Here is a 16,560-nt window from a genome sequence, read left to right as displayed (position 1 = left end):
CTATTCCATGAAGTATATGATGTCCTACGACCTGATGGAAAGCGTCCGAAACACCAACCAGTGGCTGGGGGCGACGGCACAGGCCTGGGGCAGTTATCCGGCCATGTCCTGGGGTGTGAACCCGTGGGTCGAGGTCGTCAAGGCATGGGGCGAAGTGACAGAGCGGGCGTTCAGCCGGATGGTCACGAAACCTGACTGGGGCATTCCCACCGTCACCGTCGAGGATGGCAAGGATCATACCGTGCGCATCATGTCGCTGGTCGAGCGGCCTTTCGGCAACCTCATCCACTTCAAGGTGCCCGGCCGCACCCCGCGCAAGCGCCGCGTGCTGCTGGTTGCGCCGATGTCGGGCCATTATGCCACTCTTCTGCGCAAAACCGTCATCAGCCTGCTGCCCGATTGCGAGGTCTTCGTGACCGACTGGCATAACGCTCGCGATATTCCGGTCAGCGAAGGCAAGTTCGATATCGAGGATTACACCCTCTACCTTGTCGATTTCATGAAACACCTCGGCCCGGATCTACACGTCATCGCGATCTGCCAGCCGGCACCGCTGACGCTGGCCGCCACTGCCTACCTGGCCGAACAGGACCCCAAGGCGCAGCCGCGCACCATGACGCTGATCGGCGGCCCGATCGACCCCGAGGCGAACCATACCGAGGTTACCGATTTCGGCCGCTCTGTCACCATGGGCCAGCTGGAACAGACGATGATCCAGCGCGTGGGCTTCAAGTACAAGGGCGTTGGCCGCGCCGTCTATCCGGGCCTTCTGCAACTGGCCTCGTTCATCTCGATGAATGCCGAGACCCATACAAAGGCCTTTCAGGACCAGATTTTCCGCGTCGTGCGGGGCGAGGCCTCGGACCACGACAAGCACAACCAGTTCTATGACGAATATCTTTCGGTCATGGACATGACGGCCGAGTTCTACCTTTCGACGGTGGAGCGCATCTTCAAGGGCCGCGAGATTGCCCGGAACGATTTCACCGTGGCGGGTCACAAGGTGGATATCGGCAAGATCACCTCTGTCGCGGTCATGGTCGTGGAAGGCGAAGAGGACGACATCTCGGCCCCCGGCCAGTGCCTTGCCGCGCTGGACCTGCTGACCGGGCTGCCGCAATCGAAGAAGGCATCACACCTCGAGGGCGGCGCGGGCCATTACGGCATCTTCGCCGGTCGCAGCTGGCGCAATAACATCCGCCCCTTCGTGCTGCGGTTCATCGACGCCAATTCCGAAGCTGCGCCGGTGCGGACCCGTCCGCGCGCCGTGCCCCCGGCGGCCGCGGCGTCCTGAGGCCTATCTCAGCACCAGCGGCTGCCCCATCCAGTCAATCAGCGCGCGGGTGACCTCTGCCGGCGCCTCCAGCGTGGGCAAATGGCCTGCGCTCTCAATCACCGCAAGCCGCGCGAACGGGATTAGCTCGGCCATGAATTCGTGTCGTTTGGGCGGCGTCAGACGATCATGCGCGCCGCACAGCACCAGCGCCGGCTGGCGTACCTTGCGCAACGTCGCCTGCTGGTCCTTGCGCCGCGCCAGCGCGCGCGCCTGACGCAAGTAGGCCTGCTGGCCAAGGTTGCGCCACATGGCGACCAGCTTGGCCTGGATGCCGGGCCGGCCCGGTCCCGGCGCCAGCGCATCGGCGGGTAATTCGCCCGCCATCGCATCGTCAAGTTTGCCCGCCGTTGCGCGGACCAGCCAGCCATCGCGCGCCGCGATCTCGACAGGGGTGGCGGCCAGTGGCGTGGTATCCATCAGCGCCACGCGGGTCACCCGTTCGGGCGCACGACGCAGCACTTCCATGGCAAGGATGCCGCCCATCGACAGGCCTGCCAGCGCGAATTTCGCAGGCGCTGCCGACAGTATGGCCGAGGCCATCTCCTCGATCCTTTCACCGGGGCCCAGCGGCGCCACCATGACCGGCCAACGCCGCGACAGCGCTGCGATCTGCGCCGAGAAAACCCGCGAGTCGCACATCAGCCCCGGCAAAAGCAGGATTGGCTCGGTCATCGAAAAAGGGACCTGCAATAGGTCATCTGGCCCCTGCCCGGGCCCACTTTGGGGTCATCACGCCGTGTCTCCTGCCCGACTTCTTATGCTTTGGAGACAGATTGGCCCGCCACGGGCCCGCCGACAAGATATTTCAGGCGTGCATGGCAAGGAGTCGCGCGGGGCTTACGCCGGTCGCGCCAGCACCTCGCGCAGGCTGGCCGTGATCAGGTCAAGACAGGCCGGCGTCGAAAAGCGGTGATCGGCCCCTTTTGCCAGCGTCAGGCGGATGTCCGGGCCTTCCGCGTGATCAAGCAGCCGCAGCGCCGTCTCGCGGCTGACATCGGCGTCGGCCGTGCCCTGCAGCATCCGCACCGGGAAGGGCAGCGGCAGCGGACTGCGCAGCACCATGTTCTGCCGGCCATCCTCGATCATGCGGCGCGTCACGGGGTAAGGATCGTCATATTCGGACGGCACCATCACCTGTCCGTCACGCATCAACTGCATGCGTTGGGCGTCGTCAAATTCAGCCCAGAACCCGTCTTCCATGAAATCCGGCGCGGCCGCGATCGTCACCAGTCCCGCCACACGCTCGGGCATTTCGCGCGCCAGCAAGAGCGAGATCCAGCCCCCCATAGAAGAGCCGACCAGCACGACCTTGCCTGCCAGCAGGCCAAGGGCCGCCCGTGCATCCGCCGCCCAGTCGCCGATGCAGCCATCGACAAAAGCGCCCTCGCTGGCGCCATGTCCGGAATAGTCGAACCGCAGAAACGCCCGGCCCTCGGCCCGGGCCCAGTCATGCAGCGCCAGCGCCTTTGTGCCTGTCATGTCGGACATGAAACCGCCCAGAAACATCACCGCGGGCCCCTGCCCGTCCGTCATCTCGTAGGCGATGCGCCGCCCCTGCGGCGTCGTCAGGAAATCCGACATGGTGTGACCCTCTTCTTGTCATCCGCTGCACCTTTGCCGCGCCGCGCGACGATGGCAAGGCCGGGGCTTGACGCCGCCCGCGCGCGCGGGCAAGACCACCCCACAAACCCGCAACCGGGCGTTTCGTAGGCGCCAAAACGACGAGGAGGCCCAAAGATGGCCCAAATCTCCCTCACCTTTCCCGACGGCAATTCGCGGCTATTCGACCCCGGCGTGACACCGGCCGAAGTTGCCGCAGCGATCGCGCCCAGTCTGGCCAAGCGCGCCATCTCCGCGCAAGTCGACGGCGCCCACTGGGACCTTCAGTGGCCGATCACGGCAGACGCGGCCATTGCCATCAACACGATGAAGGATCCCGGCCCCGCGCTGGAACTGATCCGCCATGATCTGGCCCACATCATGGCCCGCGCCGTGCAGGAGGTCTGGCCCGACGTGAAGGTCACCATCGGCCCGGTGATCGAAAACGGCTGGTATTACGACTTCGACCGCGAAGAGCCGTTTACGCCCGAGGACCTTGGTGCGATCGAGGCCAAGATGCGCGAGATCATCGCCCGGCGCGACCCGGTGACGACCGAGGTCTGGGACCGCGACCGCGCGATCCGGTTCTACGAGGCGCAGAACGAACCCTACAAGGTGGAACTGGTGCAGGCGATCCCCGAGGATCAGAAGATCCGGATGTATTGGCACGGCCACTGGCAGGACCTGTGCCGCGGCCCGCACTTGCAGAACACCGGGCAGGTGCCGTCGGACGCGTTCAAGCTGATGAGTGTGGCCGGTGCCTACTGGCGCGGCGACAGCGATCGCGCGCAGTTGCAGCGCATCTACGGCGTGGCGTTCCAGAACCGCGACGAGTTGAAGGCCTACCTGCACCGGTTGGAAGAGGCCGCACGCCGCGACCATCGCAAGCTGGGCCGCGAGATGGACCTGTTCCACATGCAGGAAGAGGCCCCCGGACAGGTGTTCTGGCACCCCAACGGATGGACCATCTACACCACGCTGCAAGACTACATGCGCCGTCAGCAAAAGCGTGACGGCTATGTCGAGGTGAACACGCCACAGGTCGTCAACCGCAAGCTGTGGGAAGCCTCCGGCCATTGGTCGAGCTACCGCGAGAACATGTTCATCGTCGAGGTCGACGAAGAACATGCCCGCGAAAAGACCATCAACGCGCTGAAACCGATGAACTGCCCCTGCCACGTGCAGGTGTTCAACCACGGCCTGAAATCCTACCGCGACCTGCCGCTGCGCATGGCCGAGTTCGGCTCGTGTAACCGCTACGAACCGTCGGGCGCGCTGCACGGCATCATGCGGGTGCGCGGATTTACCCAGGACGACGCCCATATCTTCTGCGAGGAAAGCCAGATCGAGGGCGAGACGAAGAAATTCATCGAGTTTCTGTCGCGCATCTATGCCGATCTTGGCTTTACCAACTGGCGCATCAAGCTTTCGACGCGGCCCGAAACCCGTATCGGCTCGGACGAAAGCTGGGACAAGGTCGAAGCAGCGCTGGGGAACGCCACCAAGGCAGCGGGCTATGATTACGAGGTGAGCCCCGGCGAAGGCGCCTTTTACGGGCCCAAGCTGGAATTCGTACTGACCGACGCGATCGGGCGCGACTGGCAATGCGGTACGCTGCAGGTAGACCCCAACCTGCCCGAACGGCTGGACGCCACCTATATCGGGCAGGACGGCGCGAAACACCGGCCCTACATGCTGCACCGCGCGACGCTGGGCAGCTTCGAGCGGTTTATCGGCATCCTGATCGAGGAGCACGCGGGCAAGCTGCCGTTCTGGCTGGCGCCGCGGCAGGTCGTCGTCGCTTCCATCGTCTCCGAGGCGGATGCCTACGTGACCGAAGTGGTCGAGGCGCTGGTTGCGCGCGGCGTGCGCGCCGAGGCCGACACCCGTAACGAGAAGATCAACTACAAGGTCCGCGAGCATTCGCTGTCCAAGGTGCCGGTGATCCTCGCCATCGGGCTCAAGGAGGTCGAGGCGCGCACCGTCAGTCTTCGCCGCCTTGGCGAGGGGCAAAGCGATGTCGCCCCGCTGGACAAGGTGGTCGAAGACCTGGCCCTTGAGGCCACGCCGCCCGACCTGCGGCGCGCCTGACCGGCCGCTGTAACAAAGCGTGAGCTGGGGCGCTGCATGCACGATTCGCAGCGCCCTTGACGCCTGGCGCTGAAACAATAGGCCGCCCGCGCTGTAACAGCCGGGCGACTTTTTCACCCGAATGGCCCCGAATCCGGCCCTCCGCGCCCTGCGACAGGCTGTCGCAGGGTCGCGCGCGCTCACGCCGCTGCGAGTCACCGTTGCGTGAATAGGCCAAAAATGGCCGATCCCAGTAGGCTGCGGACATCACCTCGAACCGGTGATTTTGCACTCATGTCCGCAACCGAAAGGGACACCAAGATGACGACCAAGACAATGATCCTCGCCTCCGCGCTGGCCACCGCGATGGCCGGCCTGGCCCATGACGCCGCCGCCGCCGGCGCGCAGGAAAAGTGTTTCGGCGTGGCGCTGGCCGGCCAGAACGACTGCGCCGCCGGCCCCGGCACCACTTGCGCCGGCACCTCCAAGGTCGACTATCAGGGCAATGCGTGGAAGCTCGTGCCGGCCGGCACCTGCACCACGATGGACCTGCCCGGCGGCCGTCACGGGATGCTGGCCTCCGCGCTCGAGGCCGAGGGCAAGTACGGCATCGCCCGCGATCTGCCCGCAGGCACCTCGACCGACGGTCTGGCCGCGGTCACCATGTAGCCCGGCCGCGCGGGGCGGGCCCCCTCCCGCCTGCCCTGCGCCCACCTTTCCCCCCGATGCATCGAGGCCCTGCCATGTTCGACGCCCCGTATCCTGCCCTGCCTGCCAAGCCCGGTGTCGGCTACAAGCCGCAGCACCATGCCGCGATCATCGCCGATCCCGGCCCGGTCGCCTGGCTGGAAATCCATGCCGAGAACTACATGGGCGCGGGTGGCCGGCCGCTGGCGCAGCTGCGCGCACTGGCCGAACGCTTTCCCATCTCGGTCCACGGCGTCGGCCTGTCGATCGGTGGCGAAGGGCCGCTTGATGCCGATCACCTTTCGCGGCTGAAACACCTTGTGGACTGGCTGCAACCGGCGAGCTTTTCCGAACACCTGGCCTGGTCCACGCATGACGGCGCCTTTCTCAACGACCTGCTACCGCTGCCCTACACCGCTGCAACGCTGGCCCGCGTGGCCGATCACATCGACCAGGTGCAGGATGCGCTGGGCCGCCCGATGCTGCTGGAAAACCCCTCCTCCTACCTCGCCTTTTCCGAAAGCGAGATGACCGAGCCAGATTTCCTGCGCGAGATCGCCCGGCGTACCGGCTGTGGCCTGCTTCTGGACATCAACAACGTCTTCGTCTCGGCCACCAACCTGGGCTTCACGCCGCAGGATTACATCGCCGATTTCCCGCTGAACGCGGTGGCCGAGATGCATCTGGGCGGCTATGACACGCAGACCGACGACCATGGCGCGCCCCTGCTGATCGACAGCCACGGCGCGCCCGTCGCCAACCCGGTCTGGGAATTGCTCGACATCACCCTTGCGCTGACCGGCCCGCGCCCGGTGCTGATCGAATGGGACAACGATGTGCCCGATTGGCCCACGCTGGCCGCCGAAGCCGCCCGCGCCGCCGCGCTCCTTGACCGGGTGACGGCATGAGCCGCAACGCCTTTGCCGCGGGGCTGCTGGACCCTGACAGCCCCGCCCCCCGCGGCCTGATCGACGGCAAAGGCCGCCGCGCCGGCCGGCGCTACGACGTCTACCGCAACAACGTGACCGTGGGCCTTTGCGACGCGCTGGAGGTGGCCTTTCCGACCCTGCGCGCGCTGGTGGGCGAGGCGTTCTTTCGCGCCATGGCGCAGGTCTTTGTCAGCGCCCATCCGCCCGCCTCGCCGCTGATGATGTTCTACGGCGGGCAGATGCCGGGCTTTCTGGAAGGCTTCGCGCCGGTGGCCCACCTGCCCTACCTGCCCGATGTCGCTCGTCTGGAACTGGCCTTGCGCGAAAGCTACCACGCCGCGGATGCGGACCCCGTTGATCCCGCCGCGCTGGCCGCGCTTCCGTCCGAGCGTCTGGGTGATCTGCGCCTGCAACTGGCCCCGGCGCTGCGGCTGGTCCGCTCGGCCCATCCCGTGGGCAGCATCCACCGCGCGCATGCCGAACCTGTCGCGCCGCCCCCCGCCCCGAGGGCCGAGGCGGTGCTGATCCTGCGCCCGGGATACGATCCGGAATTGCACCTGATCGAACCGGACGCCGCCACTTTCGTCGCAGCTCTCATCGAGGGGCGGACCCTCGGCGCCGCCCTCGATACGGCGGGCGAGGGCTTTGCCCCCGGCCCCACGCTCGGCTTATTGCTCGGCGGCGACGCCATCACCGCCCTGATCCCCGGAGAGCTGTCATGATCGCCATTTACGACACCGTCGCACGCCGGTTGACCGCACTCGCGCCCGCCGTGCTGCCAACCTTGGCGCGCTTCGTCTTCGCGGCTGTCCTGCTGGTCTATTTCTGGAACTCGGCCCTGCTGAAGATCGGCCCGGGGCCACTTGGCTTTGTGCAACCGTCGGTCGGGGCCTATGCCCAGATCTGGCCGCGCGCCTTCGAGGCGGCCGGATATGATACTGCGGCGATGAGCTGGTTTCAGTGGGCGGTGACCGTCGCGGGCATGTGGGCGGAATTCCTGCTGCCGCTCCTGCTGATGCTGGGGCTTCTCAGCCGGCTTGCCGCCCTCGGCATGGCGGGTTTTGTCGCGGTGCAAAGCCTGACCGACCTTTACGGCCACGGCGGCATCGGCCAACCCGCCACGCTGGGCGCGTGGTTCGACAGGTTGCCGGATGGCGTTATCCTCGACCAGCGCGCGTTCTGGGTGCTGGGGCTGATGGTGGTGGCGATCCTCGGCGCGGGTCCGCTCTCGCTTGACCGGCTGCTTGCCCGGGCGCGCCGCTAGAAATGTGCCTTGGGTTCGTCCGGCTTGCCTGCCGCGATGGCGAGGATGCCACCAAGCCCGGCAAAGCCGATCGGGAACATCGTGGCCACGTTAAAGCCGAAGGCGGCATAGAACGCCGCGGCCGCCAGCAGCATCAGGATACCGCCCCACAGCGCGCGGGCCCGCGCCATCGCGCCGCCCGCGATCGCCAAAAGCGGGCCCACGAAACTGGCGAATTTCACCAGCCCGGGGTTCTGGAACGTGCCGAACATCTGGCCCACCTCGGCGTGCTGCGCCGTCACCTCGGAATAGCCATAGCCGAACAGGCCCACGACCATGCCGATCAAACCTGCGATGATGCCCAGCATCAGGGCCGCGTTGCGCATCTTGTGGACCTCCTTGGTTGTCCGCCCGATATAGGCCCTAGTCTGGCCTTAGCCAAGCAGCGCCGCCTGCACATCGGCGCCCCAGCCAAGGTAAAACCTGCCCTCCGCCTCGATGACGGGGCGTTTCATCACGGTGGGATGGGCGGCGAGCAGTTCCGTCGCAGGCAGCGCGCGCGCCTCCTCCGGCAGGCCGCGCCACGTGGCAGAGGCGCGATTGACCGCGCGGTCGCCGAAAGCGGCGACGATCGCGGCGATGTCGGCGGTGGCAAGCCCGTCGGCGCGCACGTCCGTCACCTCGGGCGTGATCCCGGCCTCGCGCAGCGCGGCTAGCGCCTTGCGACAGGTGTCACAGGTTTTCAGGCCGAAAAACCGCATCATTTGCCTCCATTTTGAGCATCTTTGCGACCATCGCCCCAATGGCGATCCCTCCGCATCGCATGCGGCATTTGCCTTTTGCAGGGCAACACATAGGTTTTCAATCCGGAAGACGCCTCAACCAGGGAGAGACAGAGCCATGCCCACCGGAACGGTCAAGTGGTTCAACACGACAAAAGGCTATGGGTTCATTGCCCCCGACGACGGCGGAAAGGACATCTTCGTCCACATCTCCGCAGTCGAACAATCGGGCATGACCGGGCTTGCCGACAACCAGAAGATCGGCTTCGACCTGATCGAAGGGCGCGACGGCCGACAGATGGCAGGCAACCTGCGCAAGGTCTGAGGCCCGGCCCTCACATTCCCAATGCGGATTTGTAGAGGTCAAGGATCGCCTCTTCCTCGGCGATATCCTCGGCATCGCGCTTGCGCAGCGCGATCACCTTGCGCAGAACCTTTGTGTCGTAACCGCGCCCCTTGGCTTCGGCCATGACCTCTTTCTGCGCGTCGGCGATGTCTTTCTTTTCCGCCTCCAGACGTTCGTAGCGCTCGACGAACTGGCGCAGTTCCTGCGCGGCGACGCTGGTCTGGGTCTCGGTCACGGAATCGGACATCGCGTTGGCTCCTCGGAGATGGCATCGGGTGGATGGTCAGGCATCTGACCTAGCCGCCCCCATGACCGCCCGCAAGGCCCCCTTGCCTCGCGGCGGGCTTGCGCCACGGCCGCGCGACGGCTATGCGCGGGCCCGATACGCAACACCGGGACACCCACCCCATGCACCTCGTGATCTGGAGCGGCGCGGCAATTTCGGCGCTTGGGCTTGTCGGCATCGTCTGGAGCCTGTTGGCGGTCATGCGCGCGCGCCGCACACTGACCGACGACGAAGCCCTGCGCGCCCGAATGACGCGCATCCTGCCGGTCAATCTGGGGGCGTTCCTGCTGTCGTTTCTGGGGCTGATGGTGGTTGTGGTCGGGGTGATCCTGCGCTGAACGCCTGCGGCGGCACCGCTGCGAAACCACCTGCGTATTTCACCGCCTCTCGCATCAACGGCGGGACCGTCCAGAGACGGTTTTCCTGCGTCCACCCCTCCATCTCGTTCATGAGGCTCAGCAGGCCCATCTGTGTCGCGCCTTGCATCGGGCCGCCACGGAAGCGCGGAAACCCCATGCCGATCACCGCCAGCGCGTCGATGTCGGCGGGCCGCGCGACATGGCCGGCCTGCACCTGCCGTGCGCCTTCTGCCATCACTGCGGCGATACAGCGGCGCTGCACCTCGTCGATGACAGGCCCCGAGGCGTTTCTGTCGCCGCCGCCATGCGGGCTGCGGGCAAAACCATAGGCCAGCATCGCCGAATCGATCTGCGCCTTTGGAACGCCCCGCCCCGCCAACAGTGACACCGCCGCGCGCAGCGCCGCGCGCAGCCGTCCCGTTACCGCCTCGCCCGCCTCGGTCAGCTTCTGCTGACCATCTTCGGTGGTCACGAGGTGCTTGGGCAGCCGTCGCTCGGCCAACGCGATGTGACGCAGCGCATGACTTTGCGGATCAGTTTCGGCGGCATCAAACGCCGCTGCCTCGAAGGCCAGCCCGGCATCGAGGGGCAGCAAAAGTGCTGCCTCGACACAGTCGATGATCCGCGGCGGGGCGTGCAGAGGCGAGCCGGCGATTGCCTTGCGCCGGTCGGCCACGGCGGCGAGAAAGCCCGGCCCGTCCAGCAACCCCTCGCGCCGCGTGGCCGTCGGCCGCGGCCCGGCGCCGCGCGAAATGAGGTTCTGCGCAAACGCCATCGCCGCCGACGGAAGATGCCCGTTGACCACCCCGTCATACAGCGCCGGCTGGCCCACGGACTGCATCCTCACCGCGCGGCCCCCCAGCAGGATATCCAGCGCCGGGCCCGCACCGACAAGGCGCGGCAGGCGCTGTGTGCCGCCACCGCGCGGGGTCAGGCCTAGCCCGACCTCGGGCAGGCCGATCGCGGTATCGGGCGCGATCAGCCGGTAGTGGGCGGCCAGCGCCACTTCGGCCCCCGCGCCCATCGCAAAACCGTGTAGCCCCGCAACAACCGGATGCGGGAAATCTTCGATCATGCGGCACAGTGCGGACAGTGTGGTGGGGTCGTGCCGGTCGGGCCGAGTGGCATAGTCGCGCAACGATGTGCCCGAGGAAAACGAAGGCCCCTCGGCTAGCAGGACCACCGCGCTTACCTTTCCGTTGGCGCCCAGAGCCAGAAACGCGGCATGCAGCGCGGCCCGCATCTCGGGGCCCATCACGTTGGCAGGCGGCGCGGCCAGCATCACCACGGCTACGCCATCGCCGTGGATGCGCGACTTGACAAGCTCAGCCATCACCGGCCTCCAATGCGCCTTCGCGCGTGATCTCCAGCGCCATCGCCGCCAGCCGGGGCACCGCCGCGCCGTAGGCCCGCGCCGTTTCGGGGTTCGAGGCATTGCCGGCCTCGGCGCGCGCCGCCACGCCGGCAAGGATCGCTGCCAGCCGGAAGAAGGCGAAGACAAGGTAGAACTCCCACCCTGCAATTGGCCCGATTCCGCGCCGCCGCGCATAGGCCACGACGTATCCCGCCTCGTCCGGCAGGCCCAGCGCGGCACGGTCCAGCCCGCCAAGGCCGCGCATGCCTGCGTCATGCGGCAGCCGCCACTGCATGCATTGATAGGCGAGGTCGGCCAGCGGATGGCCGAGCGTCGACAGCTCCCAATCCAGCACCGCGCGCACCTGCGGCCCGTCAGGCGCGATCATCAGGTTGTCCAGCCGCCAGTCGCCATGCACCAGCGCTACCTGACCGTCATCGGGGGGCATCTCGCGGCCCAGCCAGTCGATCACTGCCAGCATGTCGGGCAGCGGATCTGCCGTGCTGGCGGCATATTGCGCGGCCCAGCGTTCGGTTTGGCGGGCGAAGTAGTTGCCGGGTTTACCGTAATCGGCCAGCCCCAGCGCGACCGGGTCCAGCCCGTGCAGCGCGGCAAGCGTGGCGTTCATCGCGTCGTAGATCTGGCCGCGCTGGCCGGGCGCGACATCGGGCAGCGCGGGGTCGAAAAAAACCCGGCCCGCGACGTGTTCCATCACGAAAAAGGCGCGGCCCAGGGGCGAGGCGTCATCGGTGGCCAGATGCAGCACGCGCGGCACCGGCACGGCGCTGCCCGCCAAGGCCGCCATCACGCGGTATTCCCGTTCGACCTGGTGGGCCGAGGCCAGCAGCGCGCCGGGCGGCTTGGCCCGCAGCACGTAAAGCCCGCTGACGGCGGTCACACGGTAGGTGGGGTTCGATTGCCCGGCGGCGAACTTGGCAATGTCGCGCAGGCCGGAAAAGCCGGGCACATGGGCCGACAGGTAGTCGCCCAGACGTGCCTGCGAGATGTCCAGCCCTGTCGCACCGTCCGCCATGGGCCCATTAGGGGGCGGGCCGCGCCGCTCTGCAAGCCCTTGATTGACTCGCCCGGCCCGCGATGCACGATGGCCCCGCAACAGCAAGGGGACCCGACCGATGAGCGTTGCCAGCATGGACCTTGGCCTGTCGGCCCGCGCCGCCCCGATGCGCGCGGCGCTGCGCGAGATGATCGCGGGCCGCATCGCGCCGCTGGACGCCGAATTCCTGGCCGAGGTCGGCAAGGGCGACCGCTGGCAGTTCACCCCGCGCCAGGCCGAGATCCTTGAAACCCTCAAGGCCGAGGCGCGCGCGGCGGGCCTCTGGAACCTGTGGAAGACCTTCGGCGACGGGCCGGGCCTGAGCACCGTCGATTACGCCTACATGGCCGAGGACATGGGCAAGAGCCACCTTGCCGCCGAGGTTTTCAACTGCAACGCGCCCGATACCGGCAACATGGAGGTGCTGGCGCGCTACGCCTCGCCCGATCTGCAGGCCCGCTGGCTGGTGCCGCTGATGGAGGGGCGCATCCGCTCGGCCTACCTGATGACCGAACCCGATGTCGCCTCGTCGGACGCCACCAACATCGCCATGTCCTGCGTGCGCGATGGCGACAGCTACGTGCTGAACGGCGAGAAATGGTGGGCCACCGGCGCGGGCGATCCGCGCTGCGCGGTCCATATCGTGATGGTGCGGACCGCCACCGAAGGGCCGAAACACGCCCGCCATTCGATGATCGTCGTGCCCGCCGAAACGCCCGGCATCGCCAAGCTGCGGGCGATGGAGGTTTATGGCCACGACGACGCGCCGCATGGCCACATGCATTTCCGCTACACCGACGTGCGGGTGCCGGCCGAAAACCTGCTGTTGGGCGAAGGGCGCGGCTTCGAGATTGCGCAGGGCCGCCTTGGGCCGGGGCGTATTCACCATTGCATGAGGGCGATCGGGCAGGCCGAAAAGGCGCTGGAGCTGATGTGCCGCCGGTCGCTGGCGCGCGAGGCATTCGGCAAGCCGCTGGCCCAGCTTGGGGCGAATTTCGACCAGATCGCCGAGGCACGGATGGAGATCGAGCAAGCGCGCCTGCTGTGTCTGAAGGCCGCGTGGATGATGGACCGGGGCGACGCGCGCGCCGCAGCCCCGTGGATCAGCGCGATCAAGGTCGTGGCACCGGCCGTGGCGCTGAAGGTCACCGACATGGCGGTGCAGATGCATGGCGCGGCGGGGGTCAGCCAGGACACGCCGCTGGCGCGGCAATGGACGGCACTGCGCACGCTGCGGCTGGCCGACGGGCCGGACGCGGTCCACCGAAGGCAGGTCGCGCGGGCCGAACTGGCGCGCTACCGCGACGGCTGACGCGCGGGCTCAGACCGGAAGATTGTCGAACTGCGCCTCGGTCACGTCGTCGCCCAAACGGGTGGCCGCATCGCGGGCCGCCGGCGGGACGTGGCCACCTTCCAGCTCGATCAGCTCGATCAGCTCCTGCAGACGTGGCTTGAACAGCCGCGCCCGCTCCGGCTCTGTCTGGATGCGCGTCAGCAATGCCGCCAGTTCACGCGCATGTCTGCCTGTTGCCATGTCCGATCTCCCCCTCGTCAACACTTACCAAGCACAAAACCACGCGTGGCAGGGCACAACACGGCGCCCCCACGCCACTCGCACATCAAACGAGACCGGGATGGCCACGTCCGTGCCCGCTGCACCTTGGCGCCGGCAAGGACATTTCTGCAAGCCATCGACAGGCTTGCCTTGATTCAGGTCAATCGAGGGGAGAAGGCTTGCAGAAGACTTCGTAAAGACGCTCGAGGATCGGCGTGACCCGCTCGTCGGCGATGGAATAGCGGATGACCCGTCCATCACGCTCGCTGGCGACAAGGCCCTCGGCACGCATCCGGGCCAGCTGGCCCGAGACATAAGACTGGCTGGCGCCCAGCGCCTGCTCCAGATCACCGACGCAAAGCTGACCCGGCACCAGCGCGCACAGAATGCGCAGGCGCGCCGGGTTGGCAAGGACCTTGAGCACTTCCGACGCTTCGTCGGCAGCCCGGTCCATTGCTTCGGCGGAGAAGTTCATGCCATCCATAAGGAAGCTCCCGAAACTGTTTGGCGCAATACATTCCAATCTTGAAATGCTTATAGCACGGTCTATCTATGTTGCGAAAGGAGAATCGTCATGAAACCCATCGTCAAAGCCTTCTTCGATACCGCGACAAACACCGCGTCATTCGTCGCGAGGGACCCCAACGGCACCTCTTGCGCGGTGATCGATTCGGTCCTCGATTTCGACCAGGCCAGCGGCCGGACCGATACACGGTCTGCCGACGAAATCATCGCCTGGATCAAGGCCGAGGGCCTGAAGGTCGAATGGATACTGGAAACCCACGTCCATGCTGATCATCTTTCTGCCGCCCCATATATCCAGGAACAGCTTGGGGGCAAGATCGGCATCGGCGATCGCATTACGGTGGTGCAGGAAACCTTCGGCAAGATCTTCAACGAAGGCACCCGGTTCCAGCGTGACGGCTCGCAGTTCGACAAGCTCTTCAAGGAGGGCGACAGCTTTCACATCGGCCAGCTGCGCGGCGAGGTTCTGCACACGCCCGGCCATACGCCTGCCTGCCTGACCTACGTCATCGGCGATGCGGCCTTCGTGGGCGACACGCTGTTCATGCCCGATTTCGGCACGGCGCGGTGCGACTTCCCCGGCGGTTCGGCCGAAACGATGTATGCCTCGATCCAGAAGATCCTTGCCCTGCCCGACGAGACCCGGATCTTCGTCGGCCATGACTACAAGGCGCCGGGCCGCGATGACTACGCGTGGGAAACCACAGTGGGCGAGCAGAAGGCCCTCAACATCCATATCGGCAAGGGCCGCCCGATCGAGGAATTCGTGGCGATGCGCGAGGCCCGCGACAAGACGCTGGGCATGCCACGGCTGATCCTGCCCTCGCTGCAGGTCAACATGCGCGCGGGCCACATGCCCGAGCCGGAGGACAACGGCACCTCTTACCTGAAGGTGCCGATCAACACGCTCTGAACCGGCGGGGCGGCGCGATCGGGCTTGCCAGCCACGCGCGCGCCGCCCTATCACGACATGCAGCGCCCGGCGCGGCGCCCGCCAGCAGGGAAGACGCATGAACATCAATCACCTCACGCCCGGCTATGCCGTCAGTCCGCAGATTGCCCCCGAGGACGTCGCCGCGATCAAGGCGGCCGGTTTCGTCGCGATCATCTGCAACCGCCCCGATTTCGAGGTGCCACCCGGCCTGCAGGCCGAGGCCGTGGGGGCTGCGGCGCAGGCGGCAGGACTTGGTTTTACCGTGCTGCCCGTCACCCATCCGACGCTGAACATGGAAACGGCCCGCGCACAGGCGGCTGCCGTTGCTGCCGCGGGCGGTCCGGTCCTTGCCTATTGTGCCTCCGGCACGCGGTCCAGCATCGTGTGGTCGATGGCACAAGCCGCCGCCGGCGTCCCGGTGGACGAGATCATCGCTGCCGCCGCCCAGGCCGGCTATGACCTCGCCGGCCAGCGACCCCGTTTCGAAGACGCGGCCTCAAGCTGAGCCCAGCGCGTTCTGAGGGCCGGCCAATGGCGGGGCGCCGAGCGCTTCGTTGAGTTCCGGGGGCTTGGGCGCCTCGATCCGTACCGCGCGCTGGCCCGAAACCTGTCCCAGCCGCGCCCGTGCCACCACCCCACCATCGGGACCGCATAACCGGACCGAGGCAACCGACGTGCCCGGCAGCGGCAGCACCTGCCCCGGCTGGAGCCCCTGAACCGCGGCCAATGGCAGGCGCATCCGGTGCAATTCCGCCACCAAGTGCGCAGGCGCCGCCATGACCGCTGCCGTCAGCTGCGTGGCCCAGGCGTCGCCCGGCTCTGACGCGATGGCGGTGCCTTTCTGCGCGGCAGTCTCCTCCAAGGCGGGCAGGGCAAGCACCACCTCGCCCTGCCGCCCGCCTGCGCCGAAATCCAGCGTCAGCCGGCAGAGGCGGAATGCATGGTCCGGCAGGTCCAGCCCCATCGTGCGTGCACTGGCAAACTTCCCCTGAACTTTCAGCCCGGCGGCCTGTCGAGCAAGGACACTGCCCTTCGCTGTCTCGCGCAGGCCCGCAACGAAACGCGCCAGCAGCGGGGTGCAAAGCGCGGCATCAGTGGCGGTGACGGCGCGTTCTTCGGCCGCAGCGGGTGTCACGCGGCCCGTTGTCATTGCCTCAACGATCGCACTGCGTGCCTCGGCGTCCAGACCCACCGCGCCCTGCGGCCCCTGTCCCGCTGTCAACGCAAGCAGCAACGGCACCGCATCCAGCCGCTGGCACAGATCCTCCAGCGGGGCCACGTCATCGCCGACACCCAGCACCGAGATTCCGATTCCGCAGACCGCCTCGAAGGCGCGCGACAGCGCCAGCCGCAACGCGCGCGAGGCGCTGGCCTGCAATGCCAATTCTGCCGCGGCGACGCCGCCGCCCAGCTTGCGCCGCAGGACCGACTCTGCCTGCACCATCTGTCCCCCGCGGCTGCGCGGGGACAGTCCCCGCCTGACCGGGCCAGACTAGCGGTT

21 protein-coding genes are annotated in these 16,560 nt (G+C 67.0%); 11 read left to right on the top strand and 10 right to left on the bottom strand.

All coding sequences use genetic code 11. The features are described 5' to 3' along the window. The first annotated feature begins 7 nt into the window (after positions 1 to 7). Positions 8 to 1,294 (top strand): polyhydroxyalkanoate depolymerase, encoded by a 1,287-nt coding sequence (gene phaZ, locus GC146_RS04800; protein WP_291835087.1) that lies wholly within the window; start codon positions 8 to 10, stop codon positions 1,292 to 1,294. 3 nt (positions 1,295 to 1,297) lie between these two features. On the opposite strand, the gene GC146_RS04795 is transcribed toward phaZ, so the two are convergent. Next, complete coding sequence (locus GC146_RS04795; RefSeq protein WP_291835084.1) at positions 1,298 to 2,008, bottom strand: alpha/beta fold hydrolase; 711 nt, start codon at positions 2,006 to 2,008, stop codon at positions 1,298 to 1,300. A gap of 165 nt (positions 2,009 to 2,173) precedes the next feature. Next, entirely contained in the window at positions 2,174 to 2,917 is a 744-nt protein-coding gene (locus tag GC146_RS04790) for an alpha/beta fold hydrolase (protein WP_291835081.1), read from the bottom strand. A 156-nt stretch (positions 2,918 to 3,073) separates the two neighbouring features. Here GC146_RS04790 and thrS point away from each other — a divergent pair, with 156 nt between their 5' ends. The 5 genes from thrS to GC146_RS04765 all read left to right on the top strand — a co-directional run bounded on the left by thrS (position 3,074) and on the right by GC146_RS04765 (position 7,885). Further along, positions 3,074 to 5,026 carry a threonine--tRNA ligase gene (gene thrS / locus GC146_RS04785; protein WP_291835078.1) on the top strand — a complete coding sequence of 651 codons (1,953 nt, stop codon included), beginning with the start codon at positions 3,074 to 3,076 and terminating at the stop codon, positions 5,024 to 5,026. A 300-nt stretch (positions 5,027 to 5,326) separates the two neighbouring features. After that, positions 5,327 to 5,674: a DUF2282 domain-containing protein gene (locus GC146_RS04780; RefSeq protein ID WP_291835075.1), complete on the top strand. Its 348-nt coding sequence runs from the start codon at positions 5,327 to 5,329 to the stop codon at positions 5,672 to 5,674. A 74-nt stretch (positions 5,675 to 5,748) separates the two neighbouring features. Continuing rightward, complete coding sequence (locus GC146_RS04775) at positions 5,749 to 6,600, top strand: DUF692 domain-containing protein (RefSeq protein ID WP_291835071.1); 852 nt, start codon at positions 5,749 to 5,751, stop codon at positions 6,598 to 6,600. Continuing rightward, a complete protein-coding gene (locus GC146_RS04770; RefSeq protein ID WP_291835069.1) occupies positions 6,597 to 7,343 on the top strand; it encodes a DNA-binding domain-containing protein in 747 nt (248 codons plus the stop codon). Before GC146_RS04775 ends, GC146_RS04770 begins: the two co-directional genes overlap by 4 nt. Beyond that, positions 7,340 to 7,885, top strand: a complete 546-nt coding sequence (locus tag GC146_RS04765) for a hypothetical protein (protein WP_291835066.1) — start codon at positions 7,340 to 7,342, stop codon at positions 7,883 to 7,885. The genes GC146_RS04770 and GC146_RS04765 overlap by 4 nt, the downstream gene beginning before the upstream one ends. Here the strand turns inward: GC146_RS04765 and GC146_RS04760 are convergent. Both GC146_RS04760 and GC146_RS04755 read right to left on the bottom strand, forming a co-directional pair. Further along, a complete protein-coding gene (locus GC146_RS04760; protein ID WP_291835064.1) occupies positions 7,882 to 8,250 on the bottom strand; it encodes a hypothetical protein in 369 nt (122 codons plus the stop codon). The two genes, GC146_RS04765 and GC146_RS04760, sit on opposite strands and share 4 nt — an antisense overlap. A gap of 48 nt (positions 8,251 to 8,298) precedes the next feature. Beyond that, complete coding sequence (locus GC146_RS04755) at positions 8,299 to 8,625, bottom strand: ArsC/Spx/MgsR family protein (protein ID WP_291835062.1); 327 nt, start codon at positions 8,623 to 8,625, stop codon at positions 8,299 to 8,301. Between the two features lie 139 nt (positions 8,626 to 8,764). On the opposite strand from GC146_RS04755, the gene GC146_RS04750 reads away from it, so the two are divergent. After that, the gene (locus tag GC146_RS04750) at positions 8,765 to 8,971 is read left to right on the top strand and encodes a cold-shock protein (RefSeq protein WP_291835059.1); all 207 of its coding nucleotides are present in this window, start codon (positions 8,765 to 8,767) and stop codon (positions 8,969 to 8,971) included. Between the two features lie 10 nt (positions 8,972 to 8,981). Here GC146_RS04750 and GC146_RS04745 read toward each other — a convergent pair whose 3' ends face one another. After that, a complete protein-coding gene (locus tag GC146_RS04745) occupies positions 8,982 to 9,239 on the bottom strand; it encodes a DUF2312 domain-containing protein (protein ID WP_291835056.1) in 258 nt (85 codons plus the stop codon). 161 nt (positions 9,240 to 9,400) lie between these two features. Here GC146_RS04745 and GC146_RS04740 point away from each other — a divergent pair, with 161 nt between their 5' ends. Next, positions 9,401 to 9,616: a hypothetical protein gene (locus GC146_RS04740; protein ID WP_291835053.1), complete on the top strand. Its 216-nt coding sequence runs from the start codon at positions 9,401 to 9,403 to the stop codon at positions 9,614 to 9,616. Here the strand turns inward: GC146_RS04740 and GC146_RS04735 are convergent. Then, the gene (locus GC146_RS04735; protein WP_291835050.1) at positions 9,546 to 10,970 is read right to left on the bottom strand and encodes an enoyl-CoA hydratase-related protein; all 1,425 of its coding nucleotides are present in this window, start codon (positions 10,968 to 10,970) and stop codon (positions 9,546 to 9,548) included. The two genes, GC146_RS04740 and GC146_RS04735, sit on opposite strands and share 71 nt — an antisense overlap. Beyond that, positions 10,963 to 12,024, bottom strand: a complete 1,062-nt coding sequence (locus GC146_RS04730; RefSeq protein WP_291835049.1) for a phosphotransferase — start codon at positions 12,022 to 12,024, stop codon at positions 10,963 to 10,965. The genes GC146_RS04735 and GC146_RS04730 overlap by 8 nt, the downstream gene beginning before the upstream one ends. A 148-nt stretch (positions 12,025 to 12,172) precedes the next feature. Between GC146_RS04730 and GC146_RS04725 the strand changes: the two genes are divergently transcribed. Next, a complete protein-coding gene (locus GC146_RS04725; protein WP_291835754.1) occupies positions 12,173 to 13,357 on the top strand; it encodes an acyl-CoA dehydrogenase family protein in 1,185 nt (394 codons plus the stop codon). A gap of 9 nt (positions 13,358 to 13,366) precedes the next feature. Here GC146_RS04725 and GC146_RS04720 read toward each other — a convergent pair whose 3' ends face one another. Then, positions 13,367 to 13,579, bottom strand: a complete 213-nt coding sequence (locus tag GC146_RS04720; RefSeq protein ID WP_291835045.1) for a hypothetical protein — start codon at positions 13,577 to 13,579, stop codon at positions 13,367 to 13,369. A 181-nt stretch (positions 13,580 to 13,760) separates the two neighbouring features. Further along, positions 13,761 to 14,075, bottom strand: a complete 315-nt coding sequence (locus tag GC146_RS04715) for a metalloregulator ArsR/SmtB family transcription factor (RefSeq protein ID WP_291835043.1) — start codon at positions 14,073 to 14,075, stop codon at positions 13,761 to 13,763. Positions 14,076 to 14,174: 99 nt separating this feature from the next. Here GC146_RS04715 and GC146_RS04710 point away from each other — a divergent pair, with 99 nt between their 5' ends. Together GC146_RS04710 and GC146_RS04705 are read left to right on the top strand one after the other, a co-directional pair. Further along, positions 14,175 to 15,038 (top strand): MBL fold metallo-hydrolase, encoded by an 864-nt coding sequence (locus GC146_RS04710; protein ID WP_291835040.1) that lies wholly within the window; start codon positions 14,175 to 14,177, stop codon positions 15,036 to 15,038. Between the two features lie 97 nt (positions 15,039 to 15,135). Beyond that, positions 15,136 to 15,564 carry a TIGR01244 family sulfur transferase gene (locus GC146_RS04705; protein ID WP_291835037.1) on the top strand — a complete coding sequence of 143 codons (429 nt, stop codon included), beginning with the start codon at positions 15,136 to 15,138 and terminating at the stop codon, positions 15,562 to 15,564. Here the strand turns inward: GC146_RS04705 and GC146_RS04700 are convergent. Beyond that, positions 15,556 to 16,503, bottom strand: a complete 948-nt coding sequence (locus GC146_RS04700; protein WP_291835034.1) for a flagellar motor switch protein FliM — start codon at positions 16,501 to 16,503, stop codon at positions 15,556 to 15,558. The genes GC146_RS04705 and GC146_RS04700 overlap by 9 nt on opposite strands. Positions 16,504 to 16,560 lie beyond the last annotated feature (57 nt).

Source organism: Limimaricola sp. (genome assembly GCF_016125575.1).
Classification (GTDB): Bacteria; Pseudomonadota; Alphaproteobacteria; order Rhodobacterales; family Rhodobacteraceae; genus WGLM01.
The sequence above is the reverse complement of the archived record's forward strand: the minus strand, read 5'-3'. Positions and strand labels throughout refer to the sequence as shown.